Annotated in this window: 8 protein-coding genes; 3 read left to right on the top strand and 5 right to left on the bottom strand. The window is 56.3% G+C overall.

Going from position 1 to position 17,113, the window contains the following annotated elements; all coding sequences use genetic code 11:
- Positions 1-26: 26 nt before the first annotated feature.
- The 4 genes from VHE34_RS17090 to VHE34_RS17105 are packed head-to-tail and all read right to left on the bottom strand — an operon-like array spanning position 27 to position 6,576.
- Positions 27-3,119, bottom strand: a complete 3,093-nt coding sequence (locus VHE34_RS17090; RefSeq protein ID WP_325590064.1) for a bile acid:sodium symporter — start codon at positions 3,117-3,119, stop codon at positions 27-29.
- A gap of 7 nt (positions 3,120-3,126) precedes the next feature.
- On the bottom strand, positions 3,127-4,512 hold the full coding sequence (locus tag VHE34_RS17095) for a mandelate racemase/muconate lactonizing enzyme family protein (RefSeq protein ID WP_325590065.1): 1,386 nt from the start codon (positions 4,510-4,512) through the stop codon (positions 3,127-3,129).
- Between the two features lie 4 nt (positions 4,513-4,516).
- On the bottom strand, positions 4,517-5,449 hold the full coding sequence (locus VHE34_RS17100; protein ID WP_325590066.1) for an RraA family protein: 933 nt from the start codon (positions 5,447-5,449) through the stop codon (positions 4,517-4,519).
- The gene (locus VHE34_RS17105) at positions 5,446-6,576 is read right to left on the bottom strand and encodes a mannonate dehydratase (RefSeq protein ID WP_325590067.1); all 1,131 of its coding nucleotides are present in this window, start codon (positions 6,574-6,576) and stop codon (positions 5,446-5,448) included. Before VHE34_RS17105 ends, VHE34_RS17100 begins: the two co-directional genes overlap by 4 nt.
- Before the next feature lie 138 nt (positions 6,577-6,714).
- Between VHE34_RS17105 and VHE34_RS17110 the strand changes: the two genes are divergently transcribed.
- Genes VHE34_RS17110 through VHE34_RS17120 form a run of 3 tightly spaced genes read left to right on the top strand, consistent with a single transcriptional unit; the run spans position 6,715 to position 15,290 of the window.
- Positions 6,715-9,939, top strand: a complete 3,225-nt coding sequence (locus VHE34_RS17110; protein ID WP_325590068.1) for a TonB-dependent receptor — start codon at positions 6,715-6,717, stop codon at positions 9,937-9,939.
- 23 nt (positions 9,940-9,962) lie between these two features.
- The gene (locus tag VHE34_RS17115; RefSeq protein WP_325590069.1) at positions 9,963-11,714 is read left to right on the top strand and encodes a RagB/SusD family nutrient uptake outer membrane protein; all 1,752 of its coding nucleotides are present in this window, start codon (positions 9,963-9,965) and stop codon (positions 11,712-11,714) included.
- A 6-nt stretch (positions 11,715-11,720) separates the two neighbouring features.
- Complete coding sequence (locus VHE34_RS17120) at positions 11,721-15,290, top strand: VCBS repeat-containing protein (RefSeq protein WP_325590070.1); 3,570 nt, start codon at positions 11,721-11,723, stop codon at positions 15,288-15,290.
- Here the strand turns inward: VHE34_RS17120 and VHE34_RS17125 are convergent.
- The gene (locus tag VHE34_RS17125; RefSeq protein ID WP_325590071.1) at positions 15,285-17,048 is read right to left on the bottom strand and encodes an SMP-30/gluconolactonase/LRE family protein; all 1,764 of its coding nucleotides are present in this window, start codon (positions 17,046-17,048) and stop codon (positions 15,285-15,287) included. The two genes, VHE34_RS17120 and VHE34_RS17125, sit on opposite strands and share 6 nt — an antisense overlap.
- Between the last annotated feature and the right edge of the window lie 65 nt (positions 17,049-17,113).

Consider the following 17,113-nt stretch of genomic DNA (forward strand, 5'->3'; position numbering starts at 1 on the left):
GAACCCCACCAAATGGTGGGGTTTTTTCATTGTAAAGCGAACGCATAATATTTACCACCAAACGGCCCACCCCGGCCCCCGCCATCGGCAATGGCGATATATTGTTTCCCATCCACCGAATAGGTAATAGGCGTCGAATAAGCGCCCGCCGGAAATTGATATTCCCAGAGGACCTTGCCCGTCTTCGGATCAAAAGCGCGGAACTTGCCGTCCCGGGTACCGGCAATGAAAAGCAAGCCGCCGGCCGTAACCAGTGGCCCACCGTAGGATTCAGAACCGGTAGCCGGTATCCCTTTTTTCACCAGCTCTGGATACTCGCCCAACGGTACCCGCCATAAATAGTCGCCCGTATTCAGGTCTATCGCATTGAGCGTTCCCCACGGCGGCCGTGTAGCGGGATAGCCATCGGCATCGGTAAAATTCTTCCACACCTTGATGACATACGCCTCCGAAGAAGCTTTAGCTTCTTCGGAGGGAGCGTGCTCATTCTTCTCCGGCATCGCCCAGGGCCGCAGCAGGTAATCCGCTATCGCCTTCCTGTCCCCGGCCGAAAGCGTCGGAAAAGACGGCATCTTGCCACTGCCCGTAGCGATCAGCCGCTGTATATCCTCCATCCCTCGTTTGGTTCGCGTCAGATCGGGGAATTGGTTGGGAACACCCCTTCTGTCCCGCCCATGACAGGCAGAGCAATTCGTCATATACAACGCATTGCCGCGGGAGACATTGGCCAGCGCCTTCTCCCAATCGGCAAGCGAGAACAGCTGAAGGTCCCAGAAACCCTCATTGGCATTCTGGTAGAGGATGCCGTTGGGATCGGTCGCATTCCCGCCCCATTCCGCCCCGCCGCTGTATCCCAATAACAAGGTCCCCGTCGTATCGGGCGGCAGGAACTTGTTGTAGGGACGTTTTATCTCGCGGAAGCGCTTCTCCACGAATGCATGCGCCTCCGGTGTGAGCGTGGTCAGATCGGAGTCCGCCAATGTCTGCCGCGACAAAGGCGCCGGTTTTAGCGGGTATCGCTGCGTGGGCCAGGGATGCTCTCCCGGCAACCCGTCGACGGGTACGGCGCGCTCCTCCACCGCGAACAGGCTCTTGCCGCTGTCCCTGTCCAGCACATACACCTGCCCATCCTTAGTGGTCTGCACAAGAGCATCCACGGACTTTCCATTATGCCTGACCGTAACAAGGTTCGGCGGACAGGGAATATCGCGATCCCAGAGATCATGGTGCACGGTCTGATAATACCAGGCCAGCCTGCCCGTCTCCGCATGAACGGCGACGATACAATTGGCAAAGAGGTTCTCACCCGCTCTTGCCCCGCCATAGAAATCCACAGAAGGACTGCCCGTCCCAAAAAAGACGAGGCCCCGTCGCTCATCCACGACGAGGCCGCCCCAGCAATTGGCGCCGCCTATCTTTCGATAGGCATCAGGTGGCCAGGTCTCATACCCCTCTTCCCCCGGACGCGGGATCGTATGGAATACCCATTTCAGTCGTCCCGTCGGGATATCGAAGCCCCGTACATCGCCCGGCGCAGCGTCCCCTCCCTCGGAAACACTGCTGCCGACAACGAGTATATTCTTATAGATCACTCCCGGCGTCGTGGCAGTGACCATTAAATTATCGACAGGATGCCCAAGTCCCTCACCAAGTCCTTCATGCAGATCGACAATACCGTTCTTGCCAAAACTATTCACCAATTTCCCGGTGGCAGCATCGATCGCATACAGATTCGAACCCGCACTATAGAGGATCCGCTTATCTGATCCTTGTTCCCAATACAGCACTCCACGGTTGGTGTTGAATCGCATTCGCTCATATGGCGCCGAAAATTTCCAGATCGGTTTTCCATTGCCGGCATTGACCGCGAAGAGTCCCAGCGCGGGGCCCGTGCCATAGAGCACCCCATCCACGACGATCGGCTGGCATTGTATCTCATGCCCCCGGTCATTGCTGTCCGCATCCTCCGCCGCATCGTAGGTCCAGGCAACCGCCAGCCGGCTGACATTTTGTGCGTTGATCTGGTCCAACGGAGAATACCGGTTCCCCGCCTTGTTCCCGCCATAGGCGGGCCAATTGACGCCCACGCTTCCATCATAAGAATGGGCCGCACGGCCACACCCCACGAGCAGCACCAGGCCCGCAACCACCGCCACGGCGCCCGTAACCGCTCCACCACCTCTGCGCTCCCGATCCTCCGGCGGCTTCCGATGCCAATAGGAAGCAAGTAAAGATCCCGTCGTATTCATCAGGGGTCCGAATATAGCCGGCGCCAGCCCTACCGTTGCGATCTTGCCCAATCCCTTGGCAAGACCCGAGGCCAGACCCGCATTCTGCATTCCGACCTCGATAGCCATCGTCCGGCAATCCCTTTCACTCAACCGGAACACCCGGCCCGACCAATACCCCAGGCAATACCCTAGCAGGTTATGCGTCAGCACGATCAGGATCAGCAACGGACCGATCGTCAGCAGGCTGCTGCGCCCGGCAGCCGTAATGATCGTAATGATCAGGGCGATGGCGGCCATCGAAACCTTCGGCATCGCCTTATCCAGCCATTTGGCCTTGCCATGGAGGAAATGATTGAAGACCAACCCCGCACCAATCGGGATGATCACCATCTTCATAATGTCCCAGGTCATCGCCGCGACATCGACATGGATCATCTGTCCGGCCAACAGCCCCATCAACCGCGGCGTCAACAGCGGCGACAATAAGGTCGAAATCGCCGTCAGCGTCACCGAAAGCGCCAGGTTGGCCTGCGCCAGGTAAGAGATGACATTGGATGCAAGCCCGTTCGGCGAACAGCCGACAAGAATGATCCCCGCGGCGACCTCGGGAGGTAACCCGCTGATGCTCGCCAGCGTATAGCCCAACAACGGCATGATGATATAATGACTGCAAACGCCGATGATAACACCCTTGGGCTGTTTGATAACCCCGGCAAAATCATGAACGCTCATCGAAGTCCCCATCCCGAACATGATGATCTGCAACAACGGGGTGATCAGCCCGGCCAGCTTGTAGCCGCCGATCTCTGTGAAATATTTCGGAAAACAAAGCGAGATGATCACCGCGATGATGATCACGAACGTGTACGTAAGATCTTTCCTTTTCATATGGCTTTTAACTGAATACCCTGTCGTGACTGCGCAGATCGTTCCATTCGGGGGTCGGCGCAAAATAGCTTTTATCCCTGGCTGTAAGATGCTTTCTCACTTCGTCGTCGTTCAATTCGATCCCCAGCCCCGGCGCGGTCAGCGGGACATTGGCAAACCCCTTCGTGATCAGGGCGCGGCCATCCGTGGTCTTCACCAGGTTCTCCCACCATGGAACATCGATGGAATGGTGCTCCAGCGCCAGGAAATTCTGCGTGGCGGCGGCGCAATGCACGTTGGCCATAAAACTCACCGGCGTACCGGCCTGGTGCATCGCCATCGCGATCCCATGCTCCTCGGCATAATCCCCGATATGCTTGGTCTCGAGCAATCCCCCGCTGCTGACAAGGTCGGGATGGATGATATCGACGGCATGATTGTCGATCAGCGGCTTGAAATTCTTCAACAGGTAGATATCCTCCCCGGTAAGCGTAGGCGTCTCGAGGGCGTCGGTGATGGTCTTCCATTGATCGGTCCGCTCCCAGGACACGATATCCTCCAGCCAGGCCAGCCGGTACTTCTCCAGCGCCCTGCCCAGCCGGATGCCGTTATTGAGATCGAAATGCCCGTAATGATCTGTCGACAGGGGAATAGTATACCCTACCATGCTCCGGACATTGTCCACGATCTTCGTCAGCTCTTCGAATCCCTTATCGGTAATTTGGATCTGGGTAAAAGGATGCTCGGCATTCGCGTAGGACATATAGTCGCCCTGCCATTGATTAAGGGTCGGCCCCCAGAAATCGGCGTTGACCAGCGCGCCGGGGATATCCTTGATCTCCCCGATGCCGAGGTCCATCTTCAGCCAGGTATAACCCTGCTCCTCGAGCCGGTAGCGGATCAGCTTTCGCTGCTCTTCAGGTGATTTCGCCTCGGGCGTATCGGCATACAGGCGGATCTTGTCCCGGTAACGGCCGCCCAACAGCTGCCAGGCCGGAACATTGTAGGCCTTGCCGCAGAGGTCCCATAAGGCCATCTCAACGCCGCAGACCCCGCCCGCTTGGCGGCTGGGCCCGCCGAATTGCCGGATCATCTTGAAGATCATCTCCACGTTGCAGGGATTCTGCCCCAGGATACGGCTCTTCAGCATCAACGCATAGCGCTCGTCCGCCCCATCCCGGACCTCCCCAAGACCATAGATACCCTGGTTGGTATCGATCCGGAGGATGGCCGTTCGGCCAACGTTCTGTACGACTGCATAGCGCATATCGGTGATCTTTAGATCGGAGGGCGCCGAAGCGCGCCGGACGTTCCGCGTGGTATGCGCCAGGCGGTCCTCAAAGGAAAAACGGTCCAGCCCGCTGAACGCAAGCCCACCCAGGGCGGCGTTCTTCAGGAAGCTTCTTTTATCCATGTCTTTAATAATTACGTTCCTTAAGATAGTCATCCAGCTCTTTCCTCGTCATCGGCAGCTTGCCCGGATAATGGTTCAGCCAGTCCAGGAAATCCTTTTTGATGTCTTCCGTCCACTCGCTGTCGATCTGCCCGGTGAGATATTTCTTTTCCCGAAGACGCTGATGACCAAACTCATCCCGTAGCTGCGTCACCTCGGACGTGATCACCACTTCCTGGCACAGAAAGGCCGGGACGAAAATGACCCCGAACTTGTTGGCCAGCACGACATCGCCCGGCAATACGGTCGCCCTGCCGACCCGGATCGGCTGGTTGATGCTGCTAAGCATCATCTGCTGGATATAGGAGGGATCGGAGCCCTTGACCCAACCGTTAAAACCCTTGATCTCGCTCAGGCCGGCCATGTCCCGCACGCTCCCATAAAAGATCACGCCGCGGTGCGAATGCGCATAAATGGAGTTGCCCAGGTTATCCCCGATCAGCGTACCATCCGCCATCTTCTCATAGCTATCGGCAACATACACGTCCCCATCCACCAGGATATCGATCGGCCAGCTGTTTGTCCCCCCATGCTGACCCCGCCCCTCGGCCTTCCCCTCCGCCTTGATCACATCGGCGAAATCGGGCCGCAACGGCATATACTGGGCCGTCACCACCCGCCCCGTCATAGCGCTGTCAGGGTTGATCACCTGCCAGTTGCCTTCGAATTGGTTCTGATACCCCCTGTTCCGCAAAACGCCCCAGACATCTTCCAGCCCGAGGTTTTTCAGGCGCTGCAGCAGCTCATCGGACACTTTCGGCCTGCCATCGGGAAACCGCTCGCCCTTCCACTGGGAAGTAAGCGCCTTGATATACTCGGGTGTCGCCGCCACCGTCTGAGCCTCGATGCTAAAACTGTTAAAAAGAATAAGCGCGGAAAAGAGAAGCCGTTTGTTCATATGCTGTGCGATTGTTTACTGACTGCTTCCATCAGCCCCCGGATATAGCCGTTGGCATAAAGGGTGCCGATGGTGCTATAGCCGGGGAAGGAATTGCTGTCCTCGGCCATCGTGGGTACATGATCCGGGCGTATCGGCCCCCGGAAGCCGGTCTCGTAATAGGCCTTCATCGCTTCATACATGTCGATCTGCCCCTCGTCGTGAAAGGTCTCTTCAAATTTATATTTTCCTCCCCGAACATTGCGAAAATGTACAAAGTGAATCACTTTCCGCTTGCCGAATTCCCGGACAAGGCTGGGAATATCGGCTCCCATCAGCGAAAAATTGCCCTGGCACATCGTGATCCCGTTGCTGGGACTGGGATAGATATCCAGCATCCGCTTGAAATTCTCCACAGTTGTCATGATTCTGGAAATTCCCCTTATCTCATCCACCTGCGGATCGTCCGGGTGCATCGCCAGCTTGATCCCCGCCTTCTCGGCCTCGGGGATCACCGCCTTCAGAAAATATTCGAGGGTCTTCCATAATTGTTCCTTGGGAACGACGCCATATTGTGTCGGCGGCAGGTCCTTCGCCGCATCGTTGTCAAAGGCGGTGACCAACGCTCCGCCCCTTCCCTTTTTCGCGTTGTCGGTCCGGTACCACCCGATCACCGGCATCCAGTTGTAACAGATAGTGTCGATACCCACCTTCGACAGATTGTGCATGAACGCTATGAAGTTGGCGATCTCCTCATCCCTCCCTTCCAATCCCAGCTTCGTCTTCTCTCCCAACGCCGGCGGTCCCTCGACGACGGTCATCTTCAGTCCCTGGTTGTCCCAGGCATTTTTCACTGCCTGCACGGCAGCCAGCTCCCAGGGCTTCACCTCGTTCAATCCCACCATGCGGGGATTGATCCCGCCCACCGCACCCAACACATCCATCTGGCGGCATAAGGCGATCTTATGCTGGTTGAACCCGTCGAAATAGGCCTCCGACATCTGCATACCCGCATCACGTATGACCGGTGATATTCTTCCGGGAACGTTTGCGTACTCTCCGGAAACGCTCGCGTTTCCCCCCGGAACCGCCAATGCAGACACTGCCAATGCGGAATTACGAATGAACTCTCTCCGGTTTGCTTTCATGTGCGAAATTTTCTTAAAGATAATTGCAAAAAAATTGCAAACCATTCTCACTAAGAAATGGATAAAATAGTATTACGCCGATTGCAAATAACTTTCGAATTTTAATCCGTCAACTTAACAATTAAACTCAGCTTGCTTATGCCAAAACACTCCTGCCATTCAGGTGCGGGGAATGTCTTGCTTCGACTGCTACTTCCTCTTCTGTCAACTTCCCTGCTGATCTTTCTCACCCACAACACCGTTCTTGGCCAGGCAAGGCCCGTCACCGGCAAGGTAATCGCCAACGAGAACGGAAGCGATCTTGCCGGAGCGACCATAAAGGTAAAGGGATCGCCGACAACAGTGGTGACTGCAGCAGATGGAACTTTCACGATCAATGCCGGACCGCATGACGTATTGTCTATCAGCTCAGTTGGTTACTCGTCCATCGATATCCCGGTGGACAACCGGACCACGATAACGATCAGCCTCATCCCCGATCCGCGTTCTTTACAAGGGGTGGTGGTGATCGGTTATGGGATCGCCAAACGCAAAGACCTGACAGGCTCCGTCAGCAGCGTGAATGCCGAACAGATCGGCAAAGTACCCATCACCTCGCCCGAACAAGCCCTGCAAGGCCGCGCGGCAGGCGTACAGGTCATCAACAACGATGCTTCACCCGGCGGTAACACCAGCGTGCTGATCCGCGGCGTCGGAAGTCTCGCCAGCGGCGGCAACAAGCCGCTGTATGTCATCGACGGCTATCCCACCACCGACGGGATCAACAACATCAATCCCAATGACATCGCTACGATCGATGTACTCAAGGATGCCTCCGCCACGGCCGTATATGGTATCCGTGCGGCCAACGGGGTCGTGATCGTCACGACCAAAAAAGGATTGAAAGGCAAAACACAGGTGTCCTTCGATATGTACGAGACCGTCCAATCCAAACCAAAGGAATACAAACTCCTGAACGCCCGGCAATGGGCGACCCTGTCCAACGAGGTGGAAGCCGCCGACTCGACCCATACCTATCACGGATTGGCAATATGGCATACACCCGACCAACTGCACAACGTAGATTGGCAGAATGCGCTCTATCAGACGGGCCTGACGCAAAACTACAGCATCGCCATCCGGGGAGGTAATGATAAGGCCCAGTCCGCCCTGTCCATTGGATACTACGATCAGAAAGGCATCGCCGATCGCAGTTACTTTAAGAGACTTACTGCCGGGTTGAACCTGGATTACCAACCCGCGAAATGGCTTAAATCCTCGACCAGCGTAAAATATACCTACCAGGATGCCGTCAATCCCTATTCGGTCGGCTCCGGTACGATGGGATCGCTCTTCCAACTGGTGACCAACCCGCCCACGCTGGACAGCGGGAATCGTGCTACCTACCAGATCAAAGACGGCAAGGGCAACTACGGCTTCTACAACCCGGTTAACTCCAATGTCTTCAAGTTCAACAATGTCATCTACACCGTCGAAACGAACGAGTATAAGAACATCACCAACTTCGTATTGGCCAACACCTCGCTCGAAGTGACACCGTTTGACGGACTTCATCTCAAGACCAACGCCGGGTTGAATATCAGCGACAATTCAAGTTCCTTCTTCCAACCCCAGGATAACCGGGCAAGCCTCCAATACCCCGGTTCGATCATTCAGGCGGCCAATTACCACCAGGGAATGAATAATACCTTCGAATGGCTTTGGGAAAACACCATCGCCTACGATCACACCTTCGGCAGGCATCAAATAAACTTCGTAGGCGGCGTTTCCGCGCAGAAGAACACCAATACCCTGATGGGCGCCGGCGGCATCCCACCCAACAGCGGCATCCGCGATCTCGGTCAGCTGACCAACCTCACCTTTGACAAATACGGCAACGGCCAGCAGATCTGGACCCTGGCCTCCGAATTTGCACGGCTGACCTATCAATATGACGACAAATATATTGTCACCGGTACCATCCGGCGGGATGGGTCCTCGAAATTCGATACCGGCCACCAGTACGGCGTCTTCCCCTCCGGAGCCATCGCCTGGAAGATAAAGAATGAATCCTTTTTACAACCCGTCAACTGGCTGTCCGACCTGAAACTGCGCGGCAGCTATGGCGAAGTGGGTAACCAGAGCGCGATCGGCCTTTTCCAATATGCCGCCCTCTACTCCGGCTATTTCCCCTCAAACCTGAACGGGAACGGGAACGATAACCTGGGGTATCCATTCAACAAAGTCTATCAGAACGGTATCGCCCAGACCCAGCCTGCCAATCCCAACCTGAAATGGGAAACGGATGTCCAGACGGACATCGGTCTGGACGCCGCCTTCCTCGATGGAGCCCTCACGTTCACGGCCGATTGGTTCAACCGGAATTCAAGGGACTTTTTGCTGACACTCGCGGCGCCTGCACAGACGGGATACAACTTTATCACACGCAACGTCGGTAGCATGAACAATAAAGGGTTCGAATTCGCCGCCAGCTACCGTGGCAACAAAGGAAAGGACTTTCAATACGGGATCACCGCGACGGTGTCCGCGATCCGGAATAAATTGACCAGTATCACTTCCGGAACCAGCTTTGTTTCCAATTTTGGCGGACTTACGCTGACAGGCCAGGGATGGGATGAGTTTTCGCGATCTTACGTAGGAGGTCCGGTCGGTGAGTTCTATGGCTATAAATCCGCAGGCATCTTCCAATCGCAGGCGGATATCAACGCCCTGAATGCAAAGGCTCCCGGCGGCATTTACTACCGGGCCGCCACATCTCCCGGGGACCGTCGTTTTGTCGACATCAACCATGATGGTTTGGTCAACGCCGACAGCGATCGGGTACCCCTCGGCAATCCGCAACCCAAGTTCTTTGGCGGTCTGAATCTTGACGCCTCCTGGAAGTCCTGGGACATCAACCTGTACTTCTATGGAGTATTTGGCAACAAGATCCTCAACTATATCGAAAGCGATCTGGAGAGCTTCCAGAAACGCGGTTCGGAAGGTGTCGAGAACGTCAGCCAGGATTTTTATAACAATCACTGGACGCCGGCGCACCCTTCCAACAAATATACAAGAGCTCTTGCCACCGACGACAACACCCTCAACAGCGTGCCCAACAGCGCTTTCGTCGAGAACGGGAGCTTCCTGAAACTGAAGAACCTGACCATCGGCTATACCTTACCGGAAGCGCTGGCAAGACGGATGTCGCTGTCCAGGCTCAGACTGTATTTTTCGACACAGAACGTATTCGTGATCACAAAGTACACCGGTCTGGATCCGGAGATCGGGATACAGTTCGGCAACGCCACTCAGAACGGTGTCGATAACGGTACCTATCCGCCATCGAGGTCATTCACCTTTGGTCTCAATGTTAGCTTTTAATAAAAGATTGAAAACCCAGCGATATGAAAAAATGGAAAATAGTTGTCATCATAGCCGCCTTTAGCGGAATTCTGGTTGCAGTAGCCTGCAAACGAAGTTTCCTGGCACAGAAAAGCACCTTCCAAGGTACCGCGGAAGGCACGTTCAACACTCCCTCGGATGTGATCTCCCTGGTAAACGCCATTTACGACACCTACCAGAACAGCGATCTGCTGAAGAAATGCATCTGGTACCGGGCCAATTTCGGAACCCATGACTTCTTCAACTGGGGCGGCGACGTGTTCTGGAACAACTACCAGATCCCGGCCACCTTCGGCGGTCTCACCACCTTCTGGAACCAGTCCTATATCGGCATCGCCAGAGCCAATTCCGCCTTCGCGGTTATCAGCGATGCGGAAAAACGGTCGATCATCGACGGCGGCCTGGCTAACCGGTTGAGAGGCGAGGCCTTTTTCCTGCGGGGCATGACCTATTACTACCTGGCCGCTTCATTTGGCGGCGTACCGCTGGAAGTGGATACCAGCTCGAAAATAAACCTGGGCCTCCGGCCCCGATCGACGCGGGACTCCGTATTCCAGCGTGTTGTTGCCGACATGCAGCTGGCCGAAGGCCTGCTGTTGTCGAAAACGGCGTTGTCGGGAGCGGACCTCGGCCGCGCGACAAAGGGCGCCGCTTACGCCTACGAAGGCGCCGCCAGGATGTGGCTGAAGGACTATTCCGGTGCGTTGACGGCATTCAATAATCCTGAATTCAACAACTATCATCTGTTGCCCAATTTTGCCGACGTAAATGAATACGACCACCAGAACAGTGACGAATCGCTGTTCGAAGTGCAGTTCGAGAAGAAGTCCGGCGACCCACAGGATTGGAATGGAAGCTGGAACCCGCCCGGCGGGGAGATCGCGTGGATCGATGACTTCAGCTGGCCACAGGAGCTCACCGGTCAGGGCTATGACTACGGCAACCCCGCGCTCTGGCAGTCTTATCAGCACGGCGACAAACGCAAGCTGCTGACCATTTGCGGCCCCGGCGACACCCTGGCCAGTCCGGGCATCGTCAAGGCTCTAGGCGGATTAAAGGGATACTACCAGGTGCAGCAGGGTTTTAAAGCCGGCAATCCCATCTACAAAGCCGACAACGGCGACACCCTCAATACCGTGGGCACCCTCACCCGCCCCTGGTACGGAGATGATAAAGGCCGAAGCGGTTACTATTGCGCAAAGAAATGGCGGGACCCCAATCTCACCGGCGGCAATACCAATTCCCAGGGACAAAGCAATCTCTTCGGCGATCAGAACCAGATCCTCATGCGCTATGCCGAGGTGATCCTGTCCCGGGCCGAATGCAAGGTGCATACCGGGGATATCCCCGGCGCCATGGCCGACCTCGCCCTCGTTCGCAACCGGGCCTGGGGCGGAACCGCGCCCACCGTCATCGCGGACAGCGCAAACTTCGACGGCACCCCCGGCCAGCCGATCACCGATCCCCTCCAGATGGTCCTGAGCGAATACCGGCATGAACTAAGTGGGGAATATTCCGTATTTTTCGATCTCTGCCGGGCGGGCGCCGATGTTGCCGTCGCGTTTATCAATAAGGCTAACGGAACGGTGGATGGAAGCTATAACCCCGTCCCCAATCCCGCGCCGGGTCCGACTCACGACGGCAAGCAACATGGCCTGTACAATACGAGCCTGACCATCAACGGGACCCTGCTGCCGATCCCCCAGGTGGCGCGGGCCCTCAATCCGAACCTGACCCAGAATCCGGGGTATTGATAATAAATGATTCGAACTCTTCTTATCGGTGCATCCCTGTGTTGGTTGTCGGCCTGTCGGAACAAGACAGCTCTCTTCGAGCAGATGCCGGCTTCCCACACAGGGATCACCTTCAATAACCAGATCACCGAGAACGACTCCATCAACCCGATGGACGTCGTCAACATCTACAACGGCGGCGGCGTTGGTATCGGCGACTTCAATAACGACGGCCTGCAAGACATCTTTCTCACAGGCAACATGGTTCCCTGCAAACTATACCTCAACAAGGGCCATTTCCGATTCGAGGATATCACTTCAACGGCCGGCGTGGAAGGAATGGGCCGGTGGGCCCGGGGAGCCTCCATCGTGGACATCAACAACGATGGCCTGATGGATATCTATATCTGTAACACCATCTACAAAGATTCTCTCCGTCGTCGCAACATCCTCTACGTCAACCAGGGACCGGACAAGGACGGCATCCCCCACTTCAAGGACATGGCCGCCGAATATGGCCTGGACATCCATGTTCAATCCACCATGGCCAGCTTCTTCGACTACGACAACGATGGCGACCTCGATATGTATCTTGCGGTCAACGAAGCGTCAAACGGCTACAACTCCTCCACCTTTAGCCAACGGCATAACACCGGTATTAGTGGACCCAACCGGGGCCGGCTGTATCGCAACGAGATGGACCCTGTCCTGAAACACCCCGTGTTCCACGATGTCTCCGACTCGGCAGGGATCAAATATGAAGGCTATGGCCATGCAGCCACCGTCGCCGATCTCAATGGCGACGGCTGGAAGGACATTTATGTTTCGGATGATTTCCTGTCCAACAACATCCTCTACATCAATAACCACGACGGCACCTTCACCAACCGCGCCAAAGAATATTTCAAGCACACCTCTTTCAATTCCATGGGACAGGATGTCGTGGATATCAACAATGACGGTCTTCCCGATGTGGTGGAGCTGGATATGAACCCCGAAGACAACTATCGTAAGAAGATGATGTCGGCAGCCAATAATACCAACACGTATCAAAACTTCGACGCCTACGGCTATCAATACCAGTATGTCCGCAATACACTCCAGCTGAACCAGGGGCCGGGACTGCGGCAAAACGACTCGATCGGTATCCCCGTCTTTAGCGAGATCGGCTTCCAGAGTGGAATATCCCAGACCGACTGGAGCTGGACACCCCTGATCACCGATTTTGACAATGACGGCTACCGGGACATGGTCATCACCAACGGGTTTCCCCGCGACGTATCGGATCATGATTTCATGGCCTATCGCCAGCAAGCCACGGGGCAGGTCAGCAAGACGGAGATGATCCGGCAGATCCCGCAGATCCGGCTGCATAACTATGCCTTCCGCAATACCGGCGACTGCCGCTTCGACGATCGGTCTGCCGACTGGGGCCTTTCCACCCCTACCTTCTCGAACGGGGCGGCCTATGTTGACCTCGACAACGACGGCGCGATGGATATGGTCATCAACAACATCGATGACCCCGTATTTATCTACCGGAATACTTCGAGGGACAGGGACACGACGGCAGCAAATTTTTTAAACATCCGGTTTTCCGGCGACGCGCAAAACCGCAACGGTCTTGGAGCCATCGCATCCATCTACTATGATCACGGTAAACAGCAGGTCTTCGAGAATAATCCTTACCGGGGTTACCTATCGACGATGCAGCCGGGCGCCCATTTCGGGCTTGGCCGGACGACGGTACTCGACTCGGTCGTCATCAATTGGCCCAACAGGAAAAAACAAACGCTGCTACGCGTGCGGGCCAATCAGACAATTACCGCAAATACCGCTGAAGCCCTTGAACCCAACTCCTCTTCCCAACCACTGATCGCCACGGGCGCCCTATTCCGCGAGATAACGGATTCCGCCGGCCTGCAATACACCCATAAGGACGTCGAATTCATCGATTTCAATATCCAGAACCTGCTGCCGCATAAGCTTTCCGAATATTGTCCCGCCCTGGCGGCCGGCGATATCGATGGGAATGGATTGGACGACCTGGTCATCGGCGGCAACGCCTATACCCATGCGCATCTCTTTTTGCAGCAGGCCGGCGGCCGGTTCGTTCAAAAAGATCTTCTCCCCAAAGCGCCGATGGCCGCCTCCTATACCAAGGACGAAGGAATGCTCCTGTTCGACGCCAACGGGGACGGGAAACCCGATCTATACACGGCCAGCGGCGGCTATAAGGCCGAAGCAGGCAGCGAAGAATACCAGGACAGGTTGTACATCAACGACGGCAAAGGGAGTTTTACACTCGACACCGCGGCGTTACCGGTCAACCACATGCCAAAGCTCTGCGTGCGGGCAACGGATATCAACAACGACGGGAAATTGGATCTTTTCATATCCGGACGCGTCGATCCGGGCCATTATCCAAAACCGGTCAGCAGCTGCATCCTCCGGAACGACGCCACAAACGGTCATGCGAAGTTTACGGATATCACCGCCGAGGTAGCCCCCGACCTGAAGAATATCGGGATGGTCTGCGATGCCTTGTTCACCGATTTTGACGGCGACGGCCAGACCGATCTCATCATTGTCGGCGAGTGGATGGCCGTGACGTTCTTAAAAAATGTCAACGGCAAGTTCACCAATGTCACCCCGGCCACCGGCCTCGGGAGCAAACTGGGCTGGTGGAACTCGATCGTCGCCGGGGATTTCCGCCACACCGGGCGAATGGACTATATCGTCGGCAATGTGGGGCTGAATACGCTCTACCAGGCCAGCGACAGCTTCCCGGTATATATCACCGCCGGGGACTTTGACAAAAGCAACAACTATATCGCCATTCCGTCGCTTTTTTTGAAGGATGTCCATGGTGAAAAAAAGGAATTCCCCGGGCCGGTCAGGGACGATATCGCCAAACACTGGAGCAGTATCAAGAAACGGTATCCCAATTTCTCACCCTTTGCCCACGCCACGATGGAGGAAATCCTGACCCCCCAACAGCGGGAAGGCGCCCTGCGGCTGAAGGCCAATATGCTGCAGTCCTGTTACCTGAGAAACGAAGGGAATGGAAAATTCACGATGATCCCGCTGCCGGCCGCCGCCCAGGTATCCGTATTGAACGGGATGCTGGTGGATGACTTTGATGGTGACGGTAACCTCGACGTGCTCATCAATGGGAACGATTACGGGACGCAGATCGATATCGGCCGGTATGACGCCCTGAACGGCCTGCTGCTGAAAGGCGACGGAGCCGGTGGATTTACGCCGCTAAGCATTCTACAAAGCGGCATCTACATTCCCGGCGACGGCAAGGCGCTGGTGAAGCTCATGGGCGCGGGTGGACGCTACCTCGTCGCCGCCAGTCAATACAGGGATGACCTGAAGCTATTCGCATTGAAATCCACTTGCCCGTCTATCGCGATCGGCCCGGACGACCGCAGCGCGCTCATCCGCTTCAAAAACGGCAAGATCCAGAAACTGGAATTTTACTTTGGCTCGTCCTTTCTCTCCCAGTCGGCCCGATTCATCCGGGTGACCTCGGCCATGGCCGAAGTCACCGTTACCGATGCGATGGGACGAAGCCGGCGGGTGCTATAAATGCGGCGGCCCCGGCTTTACCGGCGCCTCGAAAGGATTGCAGCCTCGCACCTTCAACTTGCGGCGATAGACCTTGTCTCCGCAGCTTACATACAATATATCGAACCCCGGTCCCCCAAAACAACAATTGGAGGCCTGTCCCGAAGGGACAGGCAGGATCGCGTTGACCCTTCCCAGTGGGTCGAGCACCTGGATGCCAAGCCGGGTAGCCACATAGAGCCTTCCCCCGGTATCGCATTTCATCCCATCCGGCCAGGCCGTCTCGGAATTATCGGGCGCATGCAGCCAGCCCCATCGCTGTTTGTTTCCCAGGCTCCCGTCAGGCTGGATCGTATAGATCCAAACCCAGTGAGAAGCCGATTCGGCGACATAGAGCTGTGTTTGATCCGGAGTGAGCGTGAGGCCGTTGATGAACTTCAGCCCGCTGTCGACCACGAGCTTTTCTCCGCCCGGTTTTATCAGCACCAGCCTGCTCGGCCGCTCCGATCCATCCGGCACCGTCACATAGACATTGCCGCTGCGCGTGACCAGCAAATCGTTCCCGTTGATGTTGTCGGCGACGACCGTACCCTTTCCCGTAGCGTCGTATTTGATGATCTGCTTTGTCCCGCCCGCCACTTCATAGCGGCTGCCATCCGCCGCAAAACAGGTGCCGCTGGCCCGTCTGGCGTCTTTGGAGAACACCACGGGACGTCCATCCTGGGCGACGCGGTAAGTTGTGGAGGCGGGGATATCCTGGTAGAACACCGTGCCCAGGGCATCCGCAGCCGTCCCCTCGGTAAATCCATAGTGCTCTCCCACCAGCTGCCATTCCTCACCGGGGACCAGAATGTCGTGGAGGACTTGATTGGTGGATGCACCCCTTGCAACTGGCTGCGGCCAGCCCTTCCAAAGCCACCGCATCGCTTCCGGAAACAGCGAACTGCCCTGCGCCCCGCTATGCGATCCCTCCCCCCAGGCATGGTTGACCTCGTAGCCGCCGAAGACAAGCGCCCGTTCCATCATTTGGTTGGCCATCCACCAGTCGCCGCCGTAAATGTTGAGATCGTGGCTGCCGTCCTGCAGAAAGATGCGAATCGGCTTTGGCTCATATTTGCGGATCAGCGTCGGATAGCGGTCGGCGCCGCGCAGTCCCACATAGGTCCCGATGGCGCTAAAGACGCGCGTGAATGCATTGGGCCGCTCCCAGGCCGTGGTAAAGGCGCAGACAGCGCCGCTGCTGCTGCCGCCGATAGCCCTGTCGTTGCCGTTGTGCGAGAGCCGGATGGCCCTCCCGTCCCCGGCCTGATGCCGCTCCACATCCGGCAAAATCTCCTCGAGGAGGAACCGCGCATAGGCGTCGCCGAGACCGTCATATTCAAAGCTTCTGTCAAACCGGTCCAACGCCGTCTTCCCGTCCGCCGCCACCACCCGGCCGGGCTGGATAAAAACACCGATAGTTACCGGCATCTCCCCCGCCGCGATCAGGTTGTCGAACACCGTCGGCGCCTTCCACTGAATGCCGTCCTGGTTGACATACACGCAGGCGGGCCGCTCAGGCCGGTATTGCGCGGGGACATAGATCCAATATTCGCGTTGCGTCCCAGGGAAAATCGCGGAATGGTCCCAGCGGCAATGGATCAATTCCCCTTTTGGCACCCCGGCATGCTCCACCGATGCGGAGTCGACTGGATACTGTTCGGTGGATTGAGCATGCGCCTCCAGCGCCGCCAGTCCTATCGCCACAACAGTAAGAACGATCGTTAGGTAATTTCTCATGAAATCAAGTTACTGAATTACTTCCACCCCGCCACTCCCGCCGCCGCCAAATACTCCTGGCTCGC

Origin of the sequence: Puia sp. (genome assembly GCF_035546395.1) — a bacterium.
Lineage (GTDB): Bacteria > Bacteroidota > Bacteroidia > Chitinophagales > Chitinophagaceae > Puia.